This window comes from Oceanospirillum sp., assembly GCF_048265165.1.
Lineage (GTDB): Bacteria > Pseudomonadota > Gammaproteobacteria > Pseudomonadales > Halomonadaceae > Oceanospirillum.
Genome location: NZ_JBLXCD010000002.1, coordinates 668,484 through 693,701 on the forward strand (window position 1 = coordinate 668,484; position 25,218 = coordinate 693,701).

Below are 25,218 nucleotides of genomic sequence, written 5' to 3' on the forward strand. Positions count from 1 at the left end.
GGACTCAGGTCTGGACAGGTAGCTTGGGTCTGGGATTTATAGTCTGGGCCAGGAATTTATAAACAGAGAGTGTGGTTATTATGTTGGCTAAGGTTCGTATTCTGTTGGGTATCAGCGGTGGTATTGCTGCTTATAAATCCGCTGAGCTGACCCGCTTGCTGATCAAGGCCGGTGCAGATGTTCGCGTTGTCATGACCGAGGGCGCACAGGCTTTTATAGCACCTCTGACCTTTCAGGCGCTGTCGGGCAATCCAGTGCATACTCACCTGCTTGATCCGGAGGCTGAGGCCGGTATGGGGCATATCGAGCTGGCAAAATGGGCTGACCTGATTGTGATTGCTCCGGCCAGTGCTGATGTGATGGCGCGTCTGGCAGCCGGTATGGCGGATGATCTGCTGACAACGCTGTGTTTGGCAACTGAGGCTAAGGTCTTACTGGCCCCGGCGATGAACCAAGCGATGTGGCGTCATCCTGCGACCCAGGGAAATGCGAAACGACTGGCTGGTTATGGTTATCAGTTTCTCGGCCCAGGGCAGGGTGAGCAAGCCTGCGGTGATGTTGGCCCCGGCCGTATGTTGGAGCCGGAAGCCCTGGTGGCTCTGATTAGCAAGGCTGCTGTTGAGCTGCAGTCTGGACCCCTGTCTGGTGCTGTGCGGCATGATTTCATGGGTTTGCTGGCAGGGAAAACCGTTACAATTACTGCAGGCCCGACACGGGAAGCGGTTGACCCGGTGCGATATATCAGTAATCACAGCTCGGGCAAAATGGGCTTTGCACTGGCGCAGGCCTCGCTTAATGCCGGTGCTAAGGTGAATCTGATCGCCGGGCCGGTTCAGATCTCGGCTCCTGAAGGTGTGAATCTGATCTCTGTACAGAGCGCACAGCAGATGCTGGATGCCAGTCTTTCCGTTATTGGAGAAACCGATATTTTTATCGCAGCGGCTGCTGTCGCCGATTATCGGCCCTCTGATGTGGCAGACCAAAAAATGAAAAAACAGCCCGGGCAGGATAATCTGGTGCTGCATCTGGTGCAGAACCCGGACATTGTTGCCACGGTTGCCAAGCATGCTCAGCGTCCTTTCACCGTCGGTTTTGCTGCGGAAACTCAGGATGTGGAGTCTTATGCAGCAGATAAGCTGGTGCGCAAGAACCTGGATATGATTATTGCCAATGATGTCTCCCGTACTGACATAGGCTTTAATAGCGACCAGAATGCCGTCACGCTGCTTTGGCAGGAAAAGAGTACCCTTCAGTCTCATAGCCCTGAACAGGCCGCTAAACAAGATTTAGCACAGGATCTGATCCTCTGTATTGCCCATCACTTTCACCAGGGCAACACTGGTGAGGCGTAAGTTTAACAAGCAGTTGGCGCTGAAATCGTTATAATACCAAGTCTGCATCGGGTAGGTCCTTCGGGAGCCTGAATGCCCTCTTTTGATGCGCTTTTGCCGTTTCTGCTGTTAGCGTTCTTCCTAGCCTGAGGTTAGTTGTACTGAGGTTAAGTGTACAATTGTACGGAGGTTAATTGCGCAGAACGGGTTCCAGCCGGCCTGACCGGAAAAATTCTTATTTTCTAAAAAAGAGCAGAACTATCGATGAGTACACTCGACGTCAAAATCCTGAACCCTAAAATTGGACATGAGCTTCCGCTGCCGCACTACGCAACTGAAGGCTCTGCGGGTATGGATCTGCGTGCGTGCATCGATGAGCCATTGACGCTCCAGCCCGGTGAAACTCAGCTGATCGGTACGGGTCTTGCTATCCATATCGGTGATCCGGGGCTTGCGGGTGTAATTTTGCCACGCTCCGGCCTTGGGCATAAGCACGGTATCGTTTTGGGTAATCTGGTGGGCTTGATTGACTCTGATTATCAGGGTGAGCTGATGATCTCCTGCTGGAATCGTGGACAGTCGGCCTTTACTCTCGAGCCCGGTGAGCGGTTGGCTCAATATGTACTTGTGCCGGTGGTTCAGGCCGAACTGAATATCGTTGATGATTTTGACGCCTCTGATCGGGGCGCCGGTGGCTTTGGTCATTCCGGCCGCCAATAACCGATCTGTTTCTCCATAAAAGCAGCGCCTTTCCGGTAACCCCTTTTTTTTAAGCCAAAGAAGGGGATTCAGAATATAACTAAGAGGTTTTACAGGTACTTCCATGAGTGACAACGCCAGCACCAAGACTGAACATGCCATTGAAGTTGTTAAGGTTCTTAGCGAAGCCTTACCTTATATCCAGCGCTTTTCCGGCAAAACCATTGTGATTAAGTATGGTGGTAATGCCATGACAGACGAGGGGCTAAAGGCTTCGTTTGCCCGTGATATGGTGCTGATGAAAGAGGTCGGTATCAATCCGGTGGTTGTGCATGGCGGAGGACCTCAGATTGGTGAGCTGCTGGAGAAGCTTAAGATTGAATCCCGCTTCGTTAACGGTATGCGTGTTACCGACGAAGAAACCATGGATGTGGTTGAGATGGTGCTTGGCGGTTTGGTTAATAAAGAGATTGTCAGTCTGATCAATCAGGCGGGCGGTAAAGCTGTGGGCCTGACCGGTAAAGATGGCGGCTTAATTGAAGCGAGAAAGCTGAAAGTTACCCATAAAACCCCGGATATGACCGCCCCGGAAATCATAGATATTGGCCATGTTGGTGAGGTAGCCAACGTTCAGACTGATGTAGTGGATATGCTGGTACAGCGGGACTTTATACCTGTGATTGCTCCGATTGGTGTGGACGGAGATGGTCGCTCTTATAACATCAACGCAGATTTGGTCGCAGGCAAGGTGGCTGAAGCTCTGGGTGCCGAAAAGCTGATGTTACTCACAAATATCGCCGGTCTGCTGGATAAAAATGGTGATATTCTGACTGGGTTGAGCACAACACAGGTTGATGAATTGATTGAGGATGGCACCATTTACGGCGGCATGTTACCAAAAATTGGTTGTGCTCTGAGCGCCGTGAAAAATGGCGTGGTAAGCTCTCATATTATTGATGGCCGGGTTCCTCATGCGACCCTGCTTGAGATCTTCACCGATGCCGGGGTAGGAACTCTTATTACCAATCAGGACTGATGGTCGTAAAGGTATTGATAAAAACGCTGGGAAAACTGGAAAGGCCATGACGCAGGATAGTAAGCAGAAGCACACTAAATCATCTCGCCGGGAACAGATTCTGCAGGCACTCGTTCAGATGCTTGAGAATAACCCTGGTGCCAGAATCACAACGTCTAATCTGGCAAAAGAGGTTGGCTTATCTGAAGCTGCGCTGTATCGCCACTTTGCCAGTAAAGCCAAGATGTTTGAAGGCTTGATAGAGTTCATCGAAGATACGGTTTTCAGCCGGGTGAACCGTATTCTGCAGGATGAGCCGCAGGCTATTTATCGCTGTGAGCACCTTCTGACGCTGGTGTTAGCCTTTGCTGACCGGAATCCGGGTCTGTGCCGTATTCTGACCGGGGAGGCTCTGGTCGGTGAAAATGAGCGTCTGCGGAGTCGGGTATCCCAGTTTTACGAGCGCCTGGAAACTCAGCTTAAGCAGGTTCTGCGGGAAGCTGAAATTCGCGACAAAATGAAAACCCGTATGCCTGTTCCTGTAACGTCTCAGCTGCTTCTCTCAATCGTAGAGGGGCGTATTCAGCAGTATGCCCGCACGGGGCGCTCACCGGTGGAAAACTGGCCGGAACAATGGGCTTATCTGGCCCATGAGCTGATGATTCCCATTGCGATTGGCGCCTGATCCTGGTGCAGTGAAGGTTTAAAGCATGTTGACCAGGCATCGTTTGCTGATTGCTGACAATTCTATTTTCTTCCGGGATGCTCTGGCGCAGACTCTGATGAGTCAGGTTCAGGGACTGCAGGTTGATTCTGTCAAAAACTGCGCCGGAGGCAAGCAACTGCTGGCTCAAAACCAGGGCGAATATATGGCTGTGATCAGCGGGCTGGTGCTGGAAGATGCCGCTGCTGGTGCCATGCTTGATCTGGCTGCTGAATATAAAATTCCTGCTATTGCACTGACCAGCTCCCTGGACCGGGAGACCCGCCAGCTGGTAATGGACAGAGATGTTATCGACTATTTCTTTAAGGACCAGGACGGCCTTGAAGGTATCATTTCACTGATCAGAAGACTGATCTCTAACCGCAAGCATAAGGTGCTTGTGGTGGACGATGCACCAACTTACTGTGCCTACCTTTCTGCGCTTCTGGAGCGCCAGCAGTATCAGGTTGTTGTAGCGCATACCGGAGACAGGCCGTTGATATACTAGGTCGGCGCAGTGATATTTCGATGGTGATGATGGATTATCAGCTACCCGGTATGAGTGGCTATGATGTGATTCGTATTATTCGAAAACAGTATAGTTCTACAGAGCTGCCGATTATCGGTATTTCTGGCCAAACCGATCAGCAGATTCCTGCACAGATTCTAAAATGCGGAGCCAATGACTTTATGTATAAAGGCTTCACTGTGGAAGAGTTCTATAGTCGCATCAATAACATGATGGATCTTTTGTTGAGTGTGCGTGAATTGAAAGATGCGGCCTATAAAGACTTCCTGACCGGAATGCCCAATCGCCAGTACTTCTATCCCGCCGCGGATGCTTTGATCGCACAACTTGGCACTGAAACAGGCGAGCTGGGGTTTGTGATGATGGATATCGACTTTTTTAAGCAGGTAAATGATCTGTACGGCCATAGTATCGGGGACGAGGTGCTGAAAGTCGTTGCGAACTGCATTCGCACTGAAAGTCAGAGTAATGCGCTTATGGCAAGGCTTGGGGGCGAAGAGTTTTGCCTTTTGACCCGGGGAGTTAGCGACTCGGATCTTTTGGCGCGCATGGATAAACTGCGTACTCTGATCTCAGGTACTGAAATTGCTATACCCGGGAAAAGCCTGAAAGTGACTTTGAGCATGGGGATCTGTATGCGCAAAGATGAGACGCTGGAAGATCTGATGGCGCAGGCAGACCAGGCACTTTACACAGCGAAAGAGGATGGCAGAAATAAAATCGTTGTTTATCAGTCTGAGTAATCGTGCTAACCCGATAAGTACCTTAGCGGGCAATCAAAAAAAACGCTGCACTACGCAATTGAGTGCAGCGTTTTTTTGTTTTTGGCTAAAGACTGCCCGCTTGGACTTTTTAGCCTTTGCTCAGCGTCTGGTCGAGGTCTTTGATGCGTTGAGGCGCAAATGCGTAGTACATAACCGGGATCACAATGAGCGTCAGTAGTGTTGATACGGTCAGACCAAAAATAAGCGTAATCGCCAAGCCGTTGAAGATAGGATCGTCCAGAATAAAGAGTGCACCTATCATGGCGGCTAACGCTGTTAGGATAATAGGTTTGGCACGCACCGCACCGGATTGAATGACCGCGTCCTCAAATGATATGCCCTCTGCTAACTGCTGATTGATAAAGTCTACCAGCAGTATTGAGTTCCGCACGATGATGCCAGCCAGAGCGATCATGCCGATCATAGAGGTTGCTGTAAATTGAGCTCCCAGCAACGCGTGCCCCGGCATAACACCGATCACAGTCAGTGGAATTGGCGTCATAATGATCAGAGGGACTCGGTAGGAGCGGAACTGAGCAACCACCAGCATATAAATCAGAATCATACCCACGCCGTAGGCGATGCCCATATCCCGAAATGTCTCATATGTAATCTGCCATTCACCATCCCATTTAACCGATGGTACCAGAGGCCATTCAGGCTGTTGAATAAAGAATTGCTCCAGAGGCGTATCTTTAAACAAAGGCTCATCATCAAGTTGGCCAATCAGGTCGAACATGCCGTATAGCGGGCTATCCAGGTCACCGGCCATATCCGCAGTGACAAAAGTTACTGGTAACAGGTCTTTGTGGTAGATGGTTTTTTCCCACTGGGTATCCACCAGGTTGACTACTTCAGACAGGGCGACCAGATCACCGTTTATGCTGCGTACTTTGAGCGTCATAAACTGCAACAGATTACTCTTATCCGCTTCGTTCAACTCAAGGCGTATCGGCAGCGCATACTTCTGATGGCTCTCATGCAGATAGCTGATATCTTCACCGCCCAATGCGGCGGTAATGGCAGAAACAATGCGTGCCTGAGGTACACCCAGTAAAGAAGCCTTTTGGCGATCAACCTGCAAAAGATACTTTGTGGCCTGAGCCTCAATCATATCGTCCACATCAACAATACCATCAGTTTGCGCCAGGCGGGCGCGAAGTGCTTTAGCGGTATCGGTCATAGCATTCTGATCCGGGCCGTAAATTTCAGCCACAATTGGGGCGGTCACCGGTGGTCCGGGTGGTACTTCAACAATTTTCACATTGGCGTTGTAACGCTCACCGATGGCTTGCAAAGGCTCTCGCATGCTCAGCGCAATATCATGACTCTTGCGATCGCGTTCAGACTTGTCTGCAAAGTTCACCTGAATATCGCCGGAGTGAGGATCAGCCCTGAGATAGTACTGACGAACCAAGCCGTTAAAGTTGATCGGCGCAGCAGTTCCCGCATAGGTCTGATAGTGGGTTACTTCTGGCACGGTTTGAAGATATTCGCTGAGATCCAACAGGACGCGCTGGGTTTGCTCAACCGGCGTACCTTCCGGCATATCCACAATGATCTGGACTTCTGACTTGTTATCAAAGGGCAGCATTTTAAGCACAACCGCTAGCGTCGCAGGCAGTGCAACAGAGGCCATCATCAGGACAGCAATACCGGCACCAAGAGCTACACGCTTTTTGCGGCCCTTCCTGCCCTGCAGGAAAGGGCCAACCAGATTGCGGAAGAACGTCAGCATCTTGGTATTAGCGGTTTCGTGGCCCGCATGATCACCCGGTGCGGCGTCGTCATGCTTGAGCAGCTTGAAAGCTAACCATGGGGTGACAACAAAAGCGATCACCAAAGAGATCAGCATACCCATGCTGGCATTGATCGGGATAGGGCTCATATAGGGGCCCATAAGTCCGCTTACAAACGCCATCGGCATCAAGGCCGCAATAACGGTAAAGGTTGCCAGAATCGTGGGGCCGCCCACTTCATCGACTGCGATGGGAATCGCTTCCCGCATCGACTTGCCACCCATGCTGAGGTGTCGGTGAATATTTTCCACCACCACGATGGCATCATCCACCAGAATCCCGATAGAGAAAATCAACGCGAATAGGGATACCCGGTTCAGGGTGAAGCCATAGGCCCAGGAAGCAAATAGCGTGATCATCAGGGTGATGACAATAGCCAAACCAACAATCAGCGCCTGACGGAAACCGAGAGCAGCTAAAACCAAAAGCACAACCGCGCCGGTGGCAAAGATCAGCTTGGAGATCAGGGTGTTGGATTTATTATTGGCGGTTTCGCCATAGTCACGGGTGACCGTTACCTGAACGTTTTCAGGAATCGCTATGTTTTTCAGCTGGTCGATTCGATTGGTGACGCCTTCGGTAATATCGATGGCGTTTTGACCCGGTTGCTTAGCAATCGCAAGCGTGACCGCTGGATAGAGACCTGCTTTTGATTGATCGGCAAAAGCGGGGCCGGTACCCATAAAGACGCTCTGTTCAGGAACATCTGCGCCCAAGGTAATATCGGCAACATCTTCCAGATAAACCGGTGAGCCAGCGTTTAGGCCGACAATCAGGCGTTTAACGTCATCAACCGTGGAAAGAAAATCACCTGCTTGAACCGGAATAACCGTGTTGTCGCGGATAATTCGAGTTTCTGATCCGGTGGAGTTGCCTGATTGCAGTGCATTACGCAGGTCATCAATGCTGATATTAAAACCAGATAGACGGGCAGGGTCTAAAGCAACCTGAACCGTGGTGTCGGGGCCACCTAGGGTGTAGATATCGCGGGTGCCTTTAACACGTTTCAGTTCGACTTCCAGGTTGTGGGCGATCTTTTTCAGATCATGGCTGCCCACGCTGTCATCGTCTGACCAAAGGGTCAGGGACATGATGGGAACATCATCAATGCCCATAGGTTTGATCAGCGGCTGACCGACACCTAAATTCGGTGGCAGCCAATCACCATTGGAGAATACCTGGTTGTACAGGCGAACAATGGCTTCTTGGCGGGTGACGCCTACTTCAAACTGAACGGTTAGCACCGACATTCCCGCACAGGATACGGACATGGTGTGCTCTACGCCTTCAATTTCGCTGAGTACTTGCTCGGCTGGGGTAGAAACCAGTTGTTCAACTTCAACAGGTGGCGCACCGGGAAAAGGAATAAAGACGTTGGCGAAGGTTACGTCAATCTGCGGCTCTTCCTCTTTGGGCGTAATCAGGATTGCCAGCAAGCCCAGCAACATACCAACAATGGCCAGTAAAGGGGTTATCTCGGTGCTTTGGAATGCTTTCGCTGTTCGCCCTGAGATGCCCAGAGGATTCTGATCAGGTTCCCGGTTATCATGCATCTTGTTCAGCCCTCGCAGCCTTGATCTGTTTCAGTGCATCATTGGGGGCCAGAACGATTTTGTCACCAGCTTGAAGGCCTGAAAGAATTTCGATCTCACCATTTTTTTCGTAGCCGGTGCGCACCTGACGCAGGCGTGGTATATCTTGGTTATCCAGTATATAAACAGCGCGTAACTCACTACGGGTAATTAGTGCAGACGAGGGGATTTTCAGCGCTTGACCGGTTTCGATTGGCAGGGAGACTTTAACCATCATGCCAGGGTAGAGACCTGCTTGTTTCTCAGGCAAGTGCACACGAGCTCTGAAGTTGTGGGTTTTGGCGTCAGCATAAGGAAATATTGTCAGATCTTTAGCAGGCACTACCTCACTATTAGGCAGGATAACTTCCGCCAGTTGATGCTGACGGACTGTCGCAGCATAGCTCTGTGGCAGGTCGATATTGACGCGCATAAGGTTCAGGTCAATACCGGACATCAGAGGTGAGCCTGGAGCGACCACTTCCCCGATCTCGACAAAGCGTTGTGTGACAACTCCTCCATAAGGTGCGATCACTTTCGTGTAAGACATCTGCTTCTGGGCTTCTTTCAACGCGCCTTGGGCACGGCGATATGTCGCACTGGCAGCATCCAGCTGGTTTTTTGCCTGATCATATTGGGCTTTTGATGCCAGCTCATTTCGATAGATCTCATCAATACGTTCAAATGCTTGTTCCGCATCCCGCTTATTAGCAAGCGCAGCCCGTGCTGCAGCCTGGGCCTGCTCAAGGCGAGCTTGCTGCTCGGTATCACTGATCTCCAGAATGACAGAGCCGGGCTTGACGTTATCGTCTACATCGTAATAGATCGCTGTTACTGTGCCCGCTGTCTGAGCGGCAACAGTGCTTTGACGGACGGCTTCAACGATGCCATCCAGCTTTATGGCCTGGCTGACGGCGGTTGGTTCCAGCGTCAGTGTTTCCAGCGCGTGTGCCGGCAGAGAAAGTCCTCCGAACAGACAGGCGACCGACAGCCAGGTTTTCAGGTGTTTGCTTAACATGAGTTGTTCTCCGGCTAAACCCGTTGAATCGGGCCTGAATTGGATTTTTTGCATATTAGCTTAACCTAATTATATAGGCAAATATGAAACAGATTTTCCCACCAGTTAAACCTATAGTGGATAATAGGTCATCATATTTCAGGGAGGTGTGACAAGCCAGAATGGCTTGTTCTGAGTGTAACGAATATGGGCAGACTTGCAGGTATCGGGTTAATCAGGTGATGTTACGGGCCCAAAAGGCAGGGCTTATTTTGACTGGACTTTAAATAATAAGGCCGCCGAAAGAGGCAGCCTTACTTTGGAAAAACGAAGCCACAGAGAAAACGCTTATGCTTCGACAGACTCTTCCATTAGCTTACGCACCTTATTCATAGCGTTTTTCTCCAGCTGACGAATACGCTCAGCAGAAACACCATAAACATCAGCCAGCTCATGCAGAGTCGCTTTGCTGTCGGTTAGCCAGCGCTGTTGCAGAATGGCCTGGCTACGCTCGTCAAGTTGCGACATGGCAAGCTGTAGACGGGAAGATGAGTCTTCAGCCCAGTTGGCGTCTTCCAGCTCGGTTGCCGGGTTGAAACGATGATCTTCCAGGTAGTATGCCGGAGCCTGATACGATGAGTCATCGTCATCATCGGTGTAGCCGTCAAAGGCAGCATCATGGGCGCTGAGTCGGCTTTCCATCTGGCGAACGGTCTGGGGTTTTACATCCAAATCCTTCGCGATGGCGTCAACTTCGGCATTGTTAAGCCAGCCGAGCCCTTTTTTGGCGCTACGCAGATTAAAGAACAGCTTACGCTGAGCTTTTGTGGTGGCGACTTTCACAATGCGCCAGTTACGCAGGACGTATTCATGAATTTCGGCTTTGATCCAATGAACAGCAAAAGAAACCAGACGAACACCAACGTTCGGATCAAAGCGTTTAACGGCCTTCATCAGGCCTACATTACCTTCCTGAATCAGGTCTGCTTGTGGCAGGCCATACCCGGAGTAGCTTTTTGCGATATGTACTACAAAGCGTAGATGTGACATAACCAGCTGGCGAGCGGCATCAAGATTACCCTCGTCATGCAGTTGACGGGCAAGTAATTGCTCGCGCTCAACAGACAAAACAGGGATGCTGTTAGCAATCTGAATATAAGCGTTAAGGTCCTGTCCGGGAGACAGGTAGTCGATCGTTTGCAGGCTAGTATTCATATTACCTCGAAGAAGCAGTTATATTCTTACCAATTGGAACAAGAGTACCGACTTGATCAATAGAACTGATCTTTATGATTTACGGTTAAGCCAAAAGTTCAATCAGGAGATTAATATAAAATCTCCTGTATATTTTGCAAGCACCCAATGCGTCCTGGGGCTCTGGCAACATTGATTTAATTGATCACCAATGTTGCTGTGATTATCTTGTCTGGCTACAGAAGATTATCCACCCTTGGTTTAGCGGGGTTCTACATCTCCCAGATGGCGACCCACCGCAACCCAGGCTCCCAGCCAGCCGAGAACGGTTCCAGAGAGAACCAGTAGCAGAGAGTTAGCCATGCCCAGGCCTACCAGCTCAAAGCTGCTGGAGTAGACGCTGGCTAAGGCACGAACAGGGCCTGCCAGCCAGATCAGGCTCAGATTGATAATCATCCAGGCCATCACGCCTCCGCCCAGCCCATACCAGATGCCAGTGTAGAGGAAAGGGCGGCGCACAAAGGCATTCGTACCACCGACCAGCTTTACAATTACAATTTCATCACGCCGGTTTTCAATGGCTAGGCGAATGGTGTTACCTACTACGAGTAAAACGGCAATTCCGAGCAAAACAGCCAGTGCACTCACCGCACGTTGTGCAAGCTCCATAATGTAGTAAAGGCGTTTCACCCAGGCGAGATCGAGTTGAGCTTCGTCTACCTCCTGTAAACTTTGCAACTCGTTCAATAGTTGTTCCTGTTCGTGAATCCGTCCTGCCGCAGGCCGAACCACCAGAACACTGGGTAACGGGTTGCCATCCAAGTAGTCTAGTGCTTCGCCAAAGCCTGAGAATTCTTTAAATTCCCCCAGGGCCTGTTCACGGGATATATATTGAACTGATGCAATATCACTTCTTTGACGCAGGTTTTCAGCCAAAGACTCTGCCCGCGGTTCGGAAACATCAATCTTAAGAAAGAGTGACATCTGAGCCGCCCCGTCCCAGTTGCTGGTGACCAGCTGAGCATTGTTAAGGAAGATATAAAGACTGGCAGGTAATGCCAGAGCAATAGCCAGCACGGCCCAGGTCATCAGGCTGGCAAAGGGTGCCCTGATGACCCGCCACAGGCTATCGATAGCCATGAGGCGGTGGTGGCGTAGCCAGCTGCTCACTTTATGATTACTTTGGACTTTATGCTCGCTGGCGCCCTCTGAGTTTTGCCGTTTGGGAGGGGCTTTACGGAGTGTTGGCGGTACAGGCCCTTTGGCTACCCCGCGACGTGGGCTGCGAAGAGGTGTTGCGCCGGTTGCCCCTCTTGGAGATGTGCCACGATTATGGGGTTTACCTACCTGGCTCATAGCATGCCTCCATCGGTTACAAGCTGTCCTTCACTCAACGTCAGTACCCGGTGACCCATGCGGGCGATGAGACTCAGGTCGTGGCTGGCGATAAGAACGGTGACGCCCACTTCGTTGAACTGTTCAAACAGGTTCATAATTTCAGAGGACAGCTGGGGGTCAAGGTTACCTGTAGGCTCATCTGCCAGCAGAATGGGGGGTTTGTTAACCACCGCCCTGGCGATGCCGACACGCTGCTGTTCACCCCCGGAAAGCATAATAGGGTTCAGTTTCTCTTTCTTGAGTAAGCCAACTTTATCCAGTGCTGCGCGAACACGACGGCCAATATCTGACGGGTCCGTACCTTCAATCATCAGGGGTAATGCCACGTTGTCAAAAACGGAGCGGTCGAACAGTAACTGGTGGTTCTGAAAAACAACGCCAATGTTGCGGCGAAGATAGGGTACTTGGCTGCGCCCCATGCGTGAGAGGTTCTGACCGTTAATAAACACCTGACCCTGAGAGGCTTTTTCCATCCGCATAATCAGTTTCAGCAAGGTGCTTTTACCGGCCCCTGAATGTCCGGTGAGAAAGCACATTTCGCCTTCTGCGACGGTGAGATTGAGTTGCCTGAGGGCTTCATGCCCGTTCTCGTAGCGTTTACTGACGTTATCGAAGCGGATCATGGCATCCTGCGTTGAATGTTTGGGGAGAAACTCCGGCCTATATGCTCAGCCTGAGATGTCTCCGGATTAGATCAAAAGGGTTGTCCGCAGCCCGGCCGGGCCACAGCTAACCCGCCCATGTCAGCCTTCGTTCTTATCGAACAGGGCCTTGGTAAACTGGTCGGCATCAAACGGTCGCAGATCGTCCACCTGCTCTCCGACACCGATAAAGCGGATCGGAATCTGCATTTGTTGTGCCAGGGCAAATACGATACCGCCTTTGGCGGTTCCGTCCAGCTTAGTGAGTGTGATGCCGGTTAAACCTACAGCCTCATCAAACAGGCTGGCCTGAGAGAGGGCGTTTTGTCCCGTTCCGGCGTCAACCACCAGCATGGTTTCGTGTGGGGCAGAATCATCCAGTTTTTTCATAACCCGGGTGACTTTTTTCAACTCTTCCATCAGGTTGCTTTTATTTTGCAGGCGACCGGCGGTATCAGCAATTAACACATCTACGTTACGGGCCTGAGCCGCCTGGATGGCATCAAAAATCACGGACGCACTGTCGGCACCAGTATGCTGTGCGATGACAGGTACGTTGTTGCGCTCCCCCCAAACCTGAAGTTGCTCAACAGCAGCAGCACGGAAGGTATCACCGGCGGCCAGCATAACGCTCTTGCCTTCACTCTGAAATTTCTTTGCCAGCTTACCAATCGTCGTGGTTTTGCCCACGCCGTTAACGCCAACCATTAAAATAACGTATGGGGTGGTTTGTTCACCGATCACCAGAGGCTTATTGGAGGGCTCCAGCATGGTGCGCAGTTCTTCCTGCAGTGCTTCGTATAGCGCCTGAGCATCGGTCAGTTGTTTACGTGAAACACGTTCAGTCAGGCGATCAATAATTTCTGAGGTCGCTTCAACGCCGATGTCGGCAATCAGGAGTTGGGTTTCAATATCTTCCAGCAGGTCATCATCGATCTGTTTTTTACCCAGAAATAAACTGGCAAGACCTTCACTCAGGTTGGCACGAGTCCGGCCTAACCCTTGTTTAATGCGACCGAAGAAACCGACCTTTTCTTTCCTGGGGGCAGCGTCGGCCTTCGGAGTCTCTATTACCGGCTCAGGTGACATGTTCGCATCAGGGATAATCGGGTCTGAAGGTGCAGGCGTTTCCTGAGTGGCTTCTTCCTCTGCCGGATGCTCCAGGCTCGGAGTTGAAGACTTTTCATCAGACAACGCTGTAACGGGGGTGTCCTGGTCTACTACGCTGTCTGCCACTGCTATTGGCTGTTCAGCAGATACTTCTTTTTCCTGAGTGTTGCCTGTCTGGGTAGAGAGCTCCTCTAACGCAGGGGTCTCATGGGCCTCAGTTTCTGTGGCATTGGTCTCCGGAGATTGTTCCAGAGGCGCTTCCGGTTGTTTCTTGTTACGCTTGAAGAATCCAAACATGGGATAAATTCTGTCTCTTTAGAACGGAAAATAGCAGGTGAGCCCCTGCCTCTTATGGCGCTCTATCCTACCACTTGTCGCTCACGGGGGGTACAATCCACGGCGCTTTGCCCCCTTATGTTTTATTAAAATGACTCCCGTATCCGGAAACTGCTATGTCCAGACCTCGTCGCTCCGCCCCCCGCTTATCCTCTGCCAATCAAAAAAAATCCGGTCATCTTAAATCTGCCAGTGGCGCCTCAGGGGGTAAGAATCAGCTGCGGATTATTTCCGGTGAGTGGCGCGGGCGTAAATTGCCTTTCCCTGATGGCGAGGGTTTGCGGCCAACGGGTGACCGTATGCGGGAGACACTGTTTAACTGGTTGAGTTTTGATCTGTATGGTCGCAGGGTTCTGGATCTGTTTGCCGGGAGTGGTGCACTGGGTTTGGAGGCGTTATCCCGAGGCGCTAAAAGCGCTGTTTTTCTGGATAACCATCCAGGGGTGGTACGTCAGATGAGGGAGAATCTGGAAACACTTAAATGCGAACATGCAGAGGTTTTTCAGGGCGAGGCACTCAACTGGCTAGGTGGAGATAAAGACAAATTTGATCTTATTTTTCTTGATCCGCCTTTTGGCAAGGGCTTGCTAGCGCCGGTTTGCCAGCAACTGGAACAGCTACAGCGTCTGGCAGATGGCGCATTGATTTATTTGGAAGCGGAGAAAGATTTCGATTTTACTGAAATCCCAGCCTGCTGGTTGTTGGAAAAGGAGAAAAAATCGGGTCAAGTCATCTGCCGGCTCTATCGTCGAAGTGGATAGATAGAGGCGAACGTCAGTCGGTATTGGGCTGGAAGGCCTGCATTTTCGCCCGGGTCTCTTCTTTTGTATGCGGCGTCAGATAAGGCATCTCAAGGTAAAACATCTGATAGATAACCTGGTTGAGTTGTTCCCGGCTTTGCCGGTCTTCCATTGCACCCAGGGCAGTACGTAGATAGGTTGTCCAGCTGGTGACCAGAATCCAGATATTCAATGCCAGAGGCTTCAGTTGGTCTTCAGGTATATCCATAAAACCAGACTCACACATTCTGACATACACTTGTTCAGTACTGGCAATTCCCTGAGTGGCAAAAGCCTGATAGCGGGCTTTTAGTTCGGCGTCATTCGCCAGCATGCCCACAAGGTCCCGGTGCATAAAACGGTATTTCCAGATAAGGTCGAGTAGCCTTTCTGTGATTAGGGCACGATCATCCAGGGTGATTGCCCGGTTATCCGGTAGGGTAAAGAGTTCATCTACGGCCGCTTCATACTGATCAAAAATGCGTGCAATGATGTCGGATTTATTTCGATAGTGGTAATAGAGATTACCCGGGGATATTTTTATATGGGCAGCAATATGATTGGTTGTTACGGAGCGCTCTCCGTGGAGATTGAACAACTCTAAAGAAGCCTGAACAATTCTATCTTTTGTTTTCACGGTCAATTCTCGGGGTGTGGGGCTGCTGACTTATTATCCGTTACTGTATATTCATCCGTTACTGTGTATCAGCAAATTTTGCCATGGAATGTGCTAACAGTGCTGTTTTAACAGTCATTTAAAATATAACACTACTGGAATGGAAAATCCGTTTTGCAAATGACCGGGAATCCTTGTGCTATTACTGTCATAATCCAGCATTAGCCAGTGAACAGAGCATTTAATTTTCTGCTCCGTAGATGCTATTACAGCCGGGTGCCTTTGGCTGCGTTGAATTAGCTATAACCTTATAGCGAGAGAAGTTTGTACCGGTGAGGCAATTTGTTTACCATTCTGCCTCTCCAAAATCCGCGCATAATCAGGAAAATGCGATGACGACGGTAGTTTATCCCGGAACGTTTGACCCTATTACCAACGGTCATACCGATTTGGTAGAGCGTGCCAGTAGGATTTTTGACAAAGTGGTTCTGGCTATTGCTGCCAGCCCGCGCAAAAAACCTTTGTTGCCTCTGGAGCAGCGCGTTGCCCTTGCTGAGTCAATTTTGTCTCAGTATAGCAACGTAGAAGTTTGCGGTTTTGACTGCCTGTTGACCGAATTTCTGGAACAACAACAGGCGCGCGTTATTATCCGTGGCCTGCGTGCAGTATCCGATTTTGAGTATGAGTTACAGCTTGCCAACCTGAACCGGGCGATGTCTCCCGATGTGGAGAGCATTTTCCTGACCCCGGAAGAGCGTAATTCTTACATCTCATCTACGCTGGTGAGAGAGATTGCCTGCCTGAACGGCGATGTAAGCAAATTTGTGCATCCAACCGTCGATCAGGCTCTTAAAGAACACTTTAAAAACGACTAAGCAAGTTAGCTTTTTGATGAGGTAAGCGTTATGGCTTTGATGATTACCGACGAATGCATCAACTGTGATGTATGTGAACCTGAATGCCCTAATGGTGCAATCTCTCAGGGTGACGAGATCTATGAGATTGACCCAAATCTGTGTACCGAATGTGTTGGTCACTATGATGAACCTCAATGTGTGCTGGTTTGCCCGGTAGAGTGTATTCCGGAGAACCCTGAGCATGTTGAGTCGAAAGATGAGCTGATGGATAAATACAAAATTATCCAGGCTTCTCTGGGTTAATTCTGTTTTTCGTTCAGAACAAATGCAGCACTTGGGTGCTGCATTTTTTTTACCTGTAATCTGGACTCGGCCATTATGAATTCTTTGTTCTCACCCGTCACAAATTACCCATAGCGCCGGAGCTACTGTGTTATCGCCTTCGCCCTACAGACAGATTTTTTTACTTTCTCTGCCGATCATTATCTCTAATATCAGTGTGCCACTGCTGGGACTGGTGGATACGGCTGTGGTCGGGCATTTGAGTGATGCATCTTATCTTGCGGGGGTGACGCTAGGGGCCACCCTGTTTAGTTTTTTATTTTGGGGTTTTGGTTTTTTGCGGATGGGGACAACCGGTGCTGTTTCCCAGGCTGCGGGTGCTGCTGACTGGTCGGCAGTGACACGTCTCCTGCAGCAGGGCGTGCTGATGGCGTTAGGGATTGCATGCTTGCTGCTGCTTTTCCAGTTTTGGTTGCTACCCGGTGGCCTTTCCCTTCTGGCAGAGGAGGGAAGTGCTCGTGATCAGGCTGCGTTATACGCAGGGGTACGTATCTGGTCTGCACCAGCTGTTCTGGTGAATTATGTCTTGATGGGCTGGTTTCTGGCGCAGAAAAACAGTCGTTTTGCGTTGCAGATGCTGCTGCTGGGGAACGGGATCAATATTTTGCTCGATCTGATCTTCGTTATGCTATTGGGCTGGCAGGTACAGGGCGTGGCATTTGCCTCGTTGATTGCAGATTACAGTGTGATGGCTGCCGGTGTTTGGCTGGCGCTAAAACGTCTTGCTCAGTTGCAGTCGAAGTGGCAATGGCAGGCCTGGATCGCCAGTGAGTTTAAGGTGTTGTTTAGGGTTAATCATCAGCTGATGGTGCGTACCTGGTTGCTGCTAGGCAGTATGGCGTACTTTACTTCCCGTGGAGCTGCTTTCGGTAGTGAAACGCTGGCGGCTAACGCAATTCTGATGCAATTGATCATGATGGCATCTTACGCTTTGGATGGATATGCCCATGGAGCTGAGGCTCTGGTCGGTCAGGCGCAGGGCGCAAAGGATTATCAAAAGCGCAACCAGATTGTTTGGGCCGGTGGCGTGATGAGCATTCTGACCGTCTTTGTGATCAGTAGTGGCTATATATTCTGGGGTGATGAGTTGATTGCTCTGTTGACGGATCTTGACTCGGTACGCCAATTGGCGGGTGATTACCTGATATGGGCTGCCGTTATTCCCGTGCTGGCGGCGTCGGGCTATCTGCTGGATGGTGTCTATATTGGAATGATGCGCAGTGATGTGATGCGTAACGGGATGTTGGTGGCTTTTTCTGCGTTTGTATTTTTGGCATGGTTACTGTCTGACCAGGGGAACCAGGGGTTATGGTCTGCTTTCGCCGGGTTTATGCTGCTGCGCTCCCTGTTTATGGCTCTGCATTTCTTACGGGTATTCAGGCGCACCGCCTGATGGCGGGATGCCGTTAGTGAGGCAGCAGTCTGCCAAAGGGAGCTACATCTGCTGAGCTACGCCTTCGCAATGAGGGAGGAAATTTGCGACGATATAAAGTTCACCCTCACGATGAATAGTGCCTTGAATAATTCCACCCGCATCCTGACTGGGTGGCGGCTCTATGCTCTTGCCATCAAACCCCACAATGGCTTCAACTTTATCCACGACAATACCGCAGAGACCGTCATCGGTTTCGATTGATATAATGCGGGAATCTTCAGATCTTGGGTCTTCAGGCAGGTCCATCAGCTTACGTGCTGAGATTACGGTGAGCACCTCTCCACGAATATTCAGAATACCGTCAACATCATATGGGGCTCCCGGGATCGGAGATGGCTCCTGGTAGCGAAGTACTTCCTTGATACTGCCCACGGGATGGGCATATTTTTCGCCGGCTAAAGAAAAGCTGACCCATTGATTATCCATTGATTCACGCCTCTCTGAAATGCGATATAAAACAAAATATAGTTAGAGAACTATATAATCTAATGATCTTTAAGAAAAGTTAAACCCCTGGGATGTGTCGTTATGTTGCTTTACTTTACGATATTGCGCCGGAAATGGGCTTTCCCATGTACTCCCCAATGGTCTTGTTTAACAAATGATATGTTTAGAGATATAATCTTTTTCGATTCGGGCAGGTTTACCCCTGCATAACTGAAAAACATGAAGGAGGCAGCTGCTTTTGTTACGGTCCTTTGCGGGATCAGAAAGCTGAACCTAAACAATGAAAACCCATACGGTAGAGAAGATCGGCGGCACGTCGATGAGTGATTACGCCGCGGTACGAGATAACATCATTTTTCACAAACAATCCCGGAAAGAAGAAGGGTATCAGCGAATTTTTGTGGTATCTGCGTACGGTGGTGTGACCGACCTGTTGCTTGAGCATAAAAAATCCGATAAAGCCGGGGTGTTTGCTTCATTCGCCGGAGCAGAAGATAGCAGTGTTTGGCGTGATAAAATGACTCGCCTACGAGCCAAGTTAATGTCGATTAACTATGAGCTGTTTGGTCAGACGCCTTTATGCCAGTTAGCGGATAGCTTTATCGGTGACCGCTTGGATGAGGCGGAGCAGACTCTGAACGATCTTGAAAGTGTGTGTCAGCATGGCCACTTTGACCTCAGTGACCACCTGATGACGGTTCGTGAAATGATGGCCAGTCTTGGTGAAGCACACAGTGCCTGGAATATGGCTCAGTTGCTTAAGCGTGATGGGATTAATGCAGTTTATGTCGACCTGACCGGCTGGAATGCAGAAAAGCATCTATCCCTTGATGAGCGAATTGAAGCGGCCTTTAAGGATGTCGATCTGGCGAATTGCTTACCGATTGCCACCGGCTACGCTCACTGTACAGAAGGACTGATGCAGACCTTTGACCGGGGTTATAGTGAGATGGTCTTCAGCCGTATTGCGGTGCTGACAGAGGCCCGCGAAGCGATTATCCATAAAGAGTACCACCTGAGTAGTGCTGACCCGCGCCTGGTGGGCGTGGATAACGCTGTGCCAATTGGCCGTACAAATTATGATGTGGCAGATCAGCTGGCGAACCTGGGTATGGAGGCGATCCACCCTAAAGCGGGGAAAGGTCTGCGTCAGCAGTGCCTGCCGCTACGTGTGATGAATACCTTTGAACCGGATCATGCCGGCACGCTGATCACCGCTGAGTATGTCAGTGAAAAGCCTTGTGTCGAGATCATTGCTGGCCGACAAAATGTCTATGCGCTGGAGTTTTTTGATCAGGATATGATGGGGAGCATGAGCCGTTATGGCCGCGAATTACTGGGCATTATCGAACGGTTTAAAGTTCCACTGATCAGCAAAGATAATAATGCCAATACGTTAACACACTATATGGCATCGAATCTGAAAACCATAAAACGGCTTCAGAAGGCGATTCAGGAACAATATCCAGGTTGTGAAATGAGCCTGAAGAAAGTAGCAATGGTTTCTGCGATCGGAAGTGATATGCAGGTGCCGGGTATTCTGGCGCAAACCGTTAATGCACTGGCCTCGGCTAAAATTAGTGTGCTCGCGCTGCAACAGTCTATGCGTCAGGTTGATATTCAGTTTATTGTATCGAATGATGACTATGATCTGGCTGTTCAGAGTTTGCACAGCAGCCTGATTGAGATTCACAATCACGGAGAAGCAATTTGTGCTGCCTGATAAGGCAGATAAAATGACAGATTTATCTCTTCTCCAGAGAAGCAGCACAAGCTAAAAAAACAGCCATCGTCTGAAGAGACGATGGCTGTTTTTTTTGTGATCCCGGTTTTAATGTTGATTCTGGCGTGCCATAAGTGGCGCTGAGGTCATATTTGTCTGACGGCTGTGTCTTTTAGCTCGCTGCAGGAAGATTAACTTTGGCAGTGTTTTATATAATTCCCTTTAAAATCAATACCTAATAAAATAAGGATGAGGCTTCAGTTTGTTGGCACTCGTGTTGCAATATCTGGAATGTAAAGCGTCAAACGCTGACTTCTACTGGATATAACAGGAGTGACCACGATGGCACATGCTGAATCCCACGATTATGAAACGATTGGTGTTGGTGCAACACTATTGATGGCTGCTGCAGGTCTTGTACTTGGTATTTTTCCGGTATTGACTCAGATCTGGGTGTTGTTGAACTAGATATACACAATGTTTGCCAGGATGTAGTGTTGGTTTTATTCTGGCTCCGTTATCAAAATAGCTCCGCTGAATCGGGGCTATTTTTTTATCTGTTGTTTACAGGATGCCCCGTGTGGAATGGATCTTTTTCTCGCTGTTTGGCAGGCATGCTGCCATGCTAGGATTATTCATGATAAAAGAAGCAACTCGGAAAGCAGGAGACCTGCGCTATCTGAGATAAGGTACAAGTAAATATCACTTTTAGGAGCAGGGGATGGCTGAGGCCACTGTAAAGCTTGGTATTCGGGCGAAATTGGTCGTCTTATTTCTGTTGATCAAAGTGATCCCTCTGGTGATTTTGGCATTGTTAGCCTGGCAGGGTGTGGTTTACCTTGGTGAGCGTCTGAATGACGAAACGCGTCAACTGAGCAGTGAGGTGCGTCTCACTGTAGAGGATATGGCGGATACCTTCAGTCAGAAAGCAGAGCGAGCTCTGAATGATCGTGCCCGTGAAGAGCTGGAGCGCCTGACCACAGACACCGCCCGTGACGTTGCCCGCTTTTTGTATCAGCGGGATGCAGACCTTAATCTCGCTGCCGCTCTGCCCATTGAAGAAGATAGCTTTCGCCGTTTTGTCGAACATCGCAGCAGCCGGATCATGGATGCAGGGGCGTGGCAGCTGTCAGAAGATGGCAGTGGCTGGGTGCCGGCGAATCCACCGCCGCCTGATGCCTCTGATGCTAAATCCAGCAACGCTGAAAACCAGCAGGATTTTCATTACCGGCCCCCGGAAAGCGTACAACCCACCCTGCAGATTCCTCTGTATCACGAAATAACCTTCATTGGTCTTGATGGCCGCGAGCGCGTCAAAGTGCAAACCTCAGACCTGTTACGAGAAGGCCTGCAGGATGTTTCCAAGCCAGAAAATACCTATGCCAAAGCGGAAGACTACTTCGCAGAGTTAAAGGATCTGAAGGCCGGTGAGATTTATGTCTCCGATGTCATCGGTCCTTATGTACCCTCCCGGATTCTGGGCCCTGCAACACCGAAAGCCGCCGATAAGCGTCAGATTCCTTTTCAGCCGGAGCAGGAAGCCTACGCTGGCCGTGAAAACCCTGCCGGTAAGAAGTTTCGCGGCATTATTCGTTGGGCAACACCGGTGAGCCGTAACGGTAAAAAGATTGGCTATATCACGCTGGCATTGAATCACGATCATATTCTGGCTTTCACCGACAATCTGAAACCCACTGAGAAGCGCTACGCGCAAATTGCAGATGCCAGTAGTGGTAATTATGCCTTTATGTGGGATTACAAAGATCGGAATATCGCCCATCCGCGACATCACTCTATCGTTGGTTTTGACCCAAAGACAGGTCAGCGAGCGGTTCCCTGGCTGGAAGCTTCTATTTATGAAGGTTGGCAAAAAAGCGGACGGCCGCTAAGGGAGTATCTGGCCGATATACCGGCTTTTGACCAGCAAACCCGCAGTAAAAAGCCAGCTCTGGAGCTCATCAGGCAAGGGCAGTTGGGCCTTGAGTGTCGCTATCTGAATTTTGCACCCCAGTGTAAAGGCTGGAACGATCTTACACGTCAGGGAGGCTCAGGTTCTTTTCTGATTCATTGGACAGGTGTTTGGAAGCTGACGACTGCCGCAACGATTCCTTACTTTACCGGGCACTATGGCGATACGCCCCGAGGTTTCGGTTTTGTCACCATAGGTGCCAATATCGATGATTTCCAGCAGCCTGCAAAAGATACTGTTGCCCTTATGGAAAGTAAGCTGGAGGAGTTTACGGCCCTCCTTAATGAGCGTCAGAAAGAGCTTAGCGGCTTGATTAATAAGATCGTGGCCGATGTGGCAATGGAGTTGACCGTTTCCACCGCCATCATGGTGATTATTGTGGTGGTTATCGCGGTTTGGATGGCATCCATGATTACCGGCCTGGTGCGCTACTTTACTTCAGGGCTGAATAAAATTGAGGATGGGGATTATGGATTCCGTTTTGAAGCCCAGCGTAATGATGAACTCGGACAGTTAAGTCATGCCCTTAATGGCATGGCAGACAGCGTAGAGGCATCCTTTGAAGTTTCAGACCAGGCCCGCAAAGATGCGGAGCAGGCCAGTCAGATGAAAAGTGATTTTCTTGCCCGTATGTCCCATGAGTTACGTACTCCGCTCAATGGCATTATGGGGTTTGCAGAGATATTAAAACTGGATGATGAGAACGCTGAAACCCGTGAGTATGCCGATATTATTCATCAAAGTGGCAACCATTTGCTGAAGCTGGTTGATGATATTTTGGATCTTGCCAAGATGGACGCAGGTCAGCTGACGTTAACCCCCCATGAAGTCAGATTGCAAAACTGGTTAACCCGCTTTATAGCTGTGCACCGTGGCGGCGCAGAGCGCAAGGGACTTCACTTAGCGTTGGATATCACATCCCTGCCATCGGATTTTACCCTGTATATTGATGATACCCGTATGCGGCAGGTGTTGAATAATCTTGTGGAGAATGCCATCAAGTTTACTCAGCAGGGCAAGGTTGAACTGTCTGTATCCGAAACAGAAAGTAGTGTGATTTTTGATGTTAAAGACAGTGGAGAAGGTATTCCACCGGAGGCACAGGAGTGGGTTTTTGAAGCTTTCCGTCAGGCAACAGAGTTTGTAAGCCGCAGTCATGGCGGAACCGGGCTCGGCCTCAGCATTGTACGTGAGCTTTGCCATGTTATGGGGGGTGAGGTTGAACTGGTGAACTCTACTCTTGGGAAAGGCAGTCATTTCCGGGTTGTTTTGCCACGGCAGGACGCACCGCCGGAAGAGTCAGACGATACCTGCTGATCTTATGTCGCTCCGATTCAGTGTCCATGACGTATAGGTCTGGAAACTGAACTGAGGATGGCCTTATGACAATCAGTCTGAAAAACCTTCAAAAGCAGGTAGAAATCGAGAAAGTTATTATTCACTCACTGGACTGTGCCCTGTACCAGGTTTCGGTGATTATTCACGGGCAGGAGCTATACCTTGCTGACGAGCAGGGAAAACTTCTGCGCAGCCATAACAAGATGAGCCTGCAAACGCTATTTACCGGACTACCGGTGAAGCGGATGGTGCTTCGCCAACAGAGTGCCTACGATGAGATGGTGGGGCAGCCTTTACGTGCTGGTGATAACTGTCTGGAAGTATCACTCGGTAACAGCGAAATGGGAACTGTAGACCGCTAAAGCATTGAAACCTGCTTTCGCCGGACTAAACTGTCAAGCTCAGTTTAAAGCCAAGGCGGAGCAAGCATGAGAATTCTGGTGGTCGGCGCAGGTGCTGTGGGTATTTTATTTGGTAGTCAGTTGCGGCAACAGGGTGTGGATATCTCACATCTGGTACGCCCCAAGCGCGCAGCTGAACTCGCGGAAAAGCCCTTTGAAGTTTGTTTGCCAGAGGCGGAATTTCAGCTATCACCTGCATGCCTTACCCAACCGGAACTGGCAGCCGCTGCTGCCTTTGATCTGATTATTCTCACCAACAAAGCCTACGGATTGCCTCAAGTGATAACGGATGTTGCTCCTGCAGTGGGTGACAACACCTTAATCCTTCCCCTGCTCAACGGCCTTCGCCATCTTGACCTGTTAGACAAAGCTTTTGGTGCAGAGAGAGTATTGGGTGGTATCGCTAAAACTGTCGCTACGCTTAAAACTCCGTGGCAGGTTCGAGTTGCCACTGGCTATAACAGCATCACTGTTGCGGCCCGCCAGCCTTCTCAGCAAGCTGCGGTAACGGAGATCATTCAGCTGTTCCAGCAGTCCGGTCTTACCGTTGAACAGACCGACGACATTATGGGGCAGATGTGGGATAAATTCTGTCGTATGGCAGGCTTAGGGGCGGTGAACTGTCTGCTACAGGGGAACGTGGGTGAATATATGCAGAGTGATCGCGGCGGCGAAATCGCCCTGCAGATCTTTGATGAATGCAGTCAGGTTGCTACTGCCTCTGGTCACCGACTGACGGAAGAGTCAGTACAGGGCTTTCAGCGTATCCTCACCAACCCCAAATCCAGCTTTAACTCCTCCATGTATCGTGACATGCGTAATGGCTTGCCCATCGAAGGTGACCACCTTGTCGGTGATATGGTTGTCCGGGGCAAAGAGGTTGGAGTCGCCACCCCAATGCTCGAAATTGCCGAGACCGTACTGCAGGTTTATAGCCGGCGCTAACTTCACGCTTTGCAGCCACAGGGCGGGCAAGGGGGTTTTGCATTTCATCACATATCAGGCGCAGCTTTGACCGCCTGCGCTCACATCCGCTTACCGTTCCGGCCATCAATGCGGAAGTCCATTTTCCATCCTGAATCAGACTTTTTTATAGCCACGGTAACTTCTTGTTTAACGTGATAAAAAGTCTTAAATGTCAGCAAAAGACCACAAAACTACCATAAATGGTCAACTTCACAGTTGGCTATTGTCGCTTATAGTCGATAAAATAGTAACCAAGGG

The 25,218-nt window shown here is 50.1% G+C and carries 23 protein-coding genes; 15 read left to right on the plus strand and 8 right to left on the minus strand.

From position 1 onward, the window contains the following. The first annotated feature begins 80 nt into the window (after positions 1 to 80). The 6 genes from coaBC to ACN0R8_RS06590 all read left to right on the plus strand — a co-directional run bounded on the left by coaBC (position 81) and on the right by ACN0R8_RS06590 (position 5,020). Positions 81 to 1,352 carry a bifunctional phosphopantothenoylcysteine decarboxylase/phosphopantothenate--cysteine ligase CoaBC gene (gene coaBC, locus ACN0R8_RS06565; protein WP_417596249.1) on the plus strand — a complete coding sequence of 424 codons (1,272 nt, stop codon included), beginning with the start codon at positions 81 to 83 and terminating at the stop codon, positions 1,350 to 1,352. 243 nt (positions 1,353 to 1,595) lie between these two features. Beyond that, the gene (gene dut, locus ACN0R8_RS06570) at positions 1,596 to 2,051 is read left to right on the plus strand and encodes a dUTP diphosphatase (protein WP_078320524.1); all 456 of its coding nucleotides are present in this window, start codon (positions 1,596 to 1,598) and stop codon (positions 2,049 to 2,051) included. Between the two features lie 103 nt (positions 2,052 to 2,154). Beyond that, a complete protein-coding gene (gene argB, locus ACN0R8_RS06575) occupies positions 2,155 to 3,066 on the plus strand; it encodes an acetylglutamate kinase (RefSeq protein ID WP_417596252.1) in 912 nt (303 codons plus the stop codon). 46 nt (positions 3,067 to 3,112) lie between these two features. After that, the gene (gene slmA / locus ACN0R8_RS06580; protein ID WP_417596254.1) at positions 3,113 to 3,730 is read left to right on the plus strand and encodes a nucleoid occlusion factor SlmA; all 618 of its coding nucleotides are present in this window, start codon (positions 3,113 to 3,115) and stop codon (positions 3,728 to 3,730) included. Positions 3,731 to 3,755: 25 nt separating this feature from the next. Next, entirely contained in the window at positions 3,756 to 4,256 is a 501-nt protein-coding gene (locus ACN0R8_RS06585) for a hypothetical protein (protein ID WP_417596256.1), read from the plus strand. A gap of 20 nt (positions 4,257 to 4,276) precedes the next feature. Then, positions 4,277 to 5,020, plus strand: a complete 744-nt coding sequence (locus ACN0R8_RS06590) for a diguanylate cyclase (RefSeq protein WP_417596258.1) — start codon at positions 4,277 to 4,279, stop codon at positions 5,018 to 5,020. A 109-nt stretch (positions 5,021 to 5,129) separates the two neighbouring features. On the opposite strand, the gene ACN0R8_RS06595 is transcribed toward ACN0R8_RS06590, so the two are convergent. The 6 genes from ACN0R8_RS06595 to ftsY all read right to left on the minus strand — a co-directional run bounded on the left by ACN0R8_RS06595 (position 5,130) and on the right by ftsY (position 14,048). Further along, positions 5,130 to 8,393 (minus strand): efflux RND transporter permease subunit, encoded by a 3,264-nt coding sequence (locus ACN0R8_RS06595; protein WP_417596260.1) that lies wholly within the window; start codon positions 8,391 to 8,393, stop codon positions 5,130 to 5,132. Beyond that, positions 8,386 to 9,429 carry an efflux RND transporter periplasmic adaptor subunit gene (locus tag ACN0R8_RS06600; protein WP_417596262.1) on the minus strand — a complete coding sequence of 348 codons (1,044 nt, stop codon included), beginning with the start codon at positions 9,427 to 9,429 and terminating at the stop codon, positions 8,386 to 8,388. Before ACN0R8_RS06600 ends, ACN0R8_RS06595 begins: the two co-directional genes overlap by 8 nt. Positions 9,430 to 9,756: 327 nt before the next feature. Beyond that, positions 9,757 to 10,623, minus strand: a complete 867-nt coding sequence (rpoH, locus tag ACN0R8_RS06605; RefSeq protein WP_417596264.1) for an RNA polymerase sigma factor RpoH — start codon at positions 10,621 to 10,623, stop codon at positions 9,757 to 9,759. A 240-nt stretch (positions 10,624 to 10,863) separates the two neighbouring features. Then, positions 10,864 to 11,958: a permease-like cell division protein FtsX gene (gene ftsX, locus ACN0R8_RS06610; protein WP_417596266.1), complete on the minus strand. Its 1,095-nt coding sequence runs from the start codon at positions 11,956 to 11,958 to the stop codon at positions 10,864 to 10,866. Then, on the minus strand, positions 11,955 to 12,623 hold the full coding sequence (gene ftsE, locus ACN0R8_RS06615; protein WP_417596268.1) for a cell division ATP-binding protein FtsE: 669 nt from the start codon (positions 12,621 to 12,623) through the stop codon (positions 11,955 to 11,957). The genes ftsX and ftsE overlap by 4 nt, the downstream gene beginning before the upstream one ends. Positions 12,624 to 12,743: 120 nt before the next feature. After that, on the minus strand, positions 12,744 to 14,048 hold the full coding sequence (ftsY, locus tag ACN0R8_RS06620) for a signal recognition particle-docking protein FtsY (RefSeq protein ID WP_417596270.1): 1,305 nt from the start codon (positions 14,046 to 14,048) through the stop codon (positions 12,744 to 12,746). Between the two features lie 155 nt (positions 14,049 to 14,203). Here ftsY and rsmD point away from each other — a divergent pair, with 155 nt between their 5' ends. After that, on the plus strand, positions 14,204 to 14,848 hold the full coding sequence (gene rsmD, locus ACN0R8_RS06625) for a 16S rRNA (guanine(966)-N(2))-methyltransferase RsmD (protein ID WP_417596272.1): 645 nt from the start codon (positions 14,204 to 14,206) through the stop codon (positions 14,846 to 14,848). A 13-nt stretch (positions 14,849 to 14,861) separates the two neighbouring features. On the opposite strand, the gene ACN0R8_RS06630 is transcribed toward rsmD, so the two are convergent. Next, positions 14,862 to 15,503: a TetR/AcrR family transcriptional regulator gene (locus tag ACN0R8_RS06630; RefSeq protein WP_417596274.1), complete on the minus strand. Its 642-nt coding sequence runs from the start codon at positions 15,501 to 15,503 to the stop codon at positions 14,862 to 14,864. A 371-nt stretch (positions 15,504 to 15,874) separates the two neighbouring features. On the opposite strand from ACN0R8_RS06630, the gene coaD reads away from it, so the two are divergent. The 3 genes from coaD to ACN0R8_RS06645 all read left to right on the plus strand — a co-directional run bounded on the left by coaD (position 15,875) and on the right by ACN0R8_RS06645 (position 18,074). Then, positions 15,875 to 16,357, plus strand: coding sequence for a pantetheine-phosphate adenylyltransferase (gene coaD, locus ACN0R8_RS06635; RefSeq protein WP_417596276.1), 483 nt, complete (start codon positions 15,875 to 15,877; stop codon positions 16,355 to 16,357). 30 nt (positions 16,358 to 16,387) lie between these two features. Beyond that, the gene (locus ACN0R8_RS06640) at positions 16,388 to 16,642 is read left to right on the plus strand and encodes a YfhL family 4Fe-4S dicluster ferredoxin (protein WP_417596278.1); all 255 of its coding nucleotides are present in this window, start codon (positions 16,388 to 16,390) and stop codon (positions 16,640 to 16,642) included. A gap of 127 nt (positions 16,643 to 16,769) precedes the next feature. Beyond that, on the plus strand, positions 16,770 to 18,074 hold the full coding sequence (locus ACN0R8_RS06645) for an MATE family efflux transporter (RefSeq protein WP_417596280.1): 1,305 nt from the start codon (positions 16,770 to 16,772) through the stop codon (positions 18,072 to 18,074). Positions 18,075 to 18,116: 42 nt separating this feature from the next. On the opposite strand, the gene ACN0R8_RS06650 is transcribed toward ACN0R8_RS06645, so the two are convergent. Continuing rightward, positions 18,117 to 18,542, minus strand: a complete 426-nt coding sequence (locus ACN0R8_RS06650) for a chemotaxis protein CheW (RefSeq protein ID WP_417596282.1) — start codon at positions 18,540 to 18,542, stop codon at positions 18,117 to 18,119. A gap of 301 nt (positions 18,543 to 18,843) precedes the next feature. On the opposite strand from ACN0R8_RS06650, the gene ACN0R8_RS06655 reads away from it, so the two are divergent. The 5 genes from ACN0R8_RS06655 (at position 18,844) to ACN0R8_RS06675 (ending at position 24,939) form a co-directional block, all read left to right on the plus strand. Beyond that, entirely contained in the window at positions 18,844 to 20,286 is a 1,443-nt protein-coding gene (locus tag ACN0R8_RS06655; RefSeq protein WP_417596284.1) for an aspartate kinase, read from the plus strand. Positions 20,287 to 20,628: 342 nt separating this feature from the next. After that, positions 20,629 to 20,754, plus strand: a complete 126-nt coding sequence (locus tag ACN0R8_RS06660) for a hypothetical protein (protein WP_274378435.1) — start codon at positions 20,629 to 20,631, stop codon at positions 20,752 to 20,754. 253 nt (positions 20,755 to 21,007) lie between these two features. Then, complete coding sequence (locus ACN0R8_RS06665; protein WP_417596286.1) at positions 21,008 to 23,572, plus strand: sensor histidine kinase; 2,565 nt, start codon at positions 21,008 to 21,010, stop codon at positions 23,570 to 23,572. A gap of 65 nt (positions 23,573 to 23,637) precedes the next feature. Then, positions 23,638 to 23,955, plus strand: coding sequence for a DUF6482 family protein (locus tag ACN0R8_RS06670; protein ID WP_417596288.1), 318 nt, complete (start codon positions 23,638 to 23,640; stop codon positions 23,953 to 23,955). A 66-nt stretch (positions 23,956 to 24,021) separates the two neighbouring features. Continuing rightward, positions 24,022 to 24,939, plus strand: coding sequence for a ketopantoate reductase family protein (locus tag ACN0R8_RS06675; RefSeq protein WP_417596290.1), 918 nt, complete (start codon positions 24,022 to 24,024; stop codon positions 24,937 to 24,939). The last annotated feature ends 279 nt before the right edge of the window (positions 24,940 to 25,218 follow it).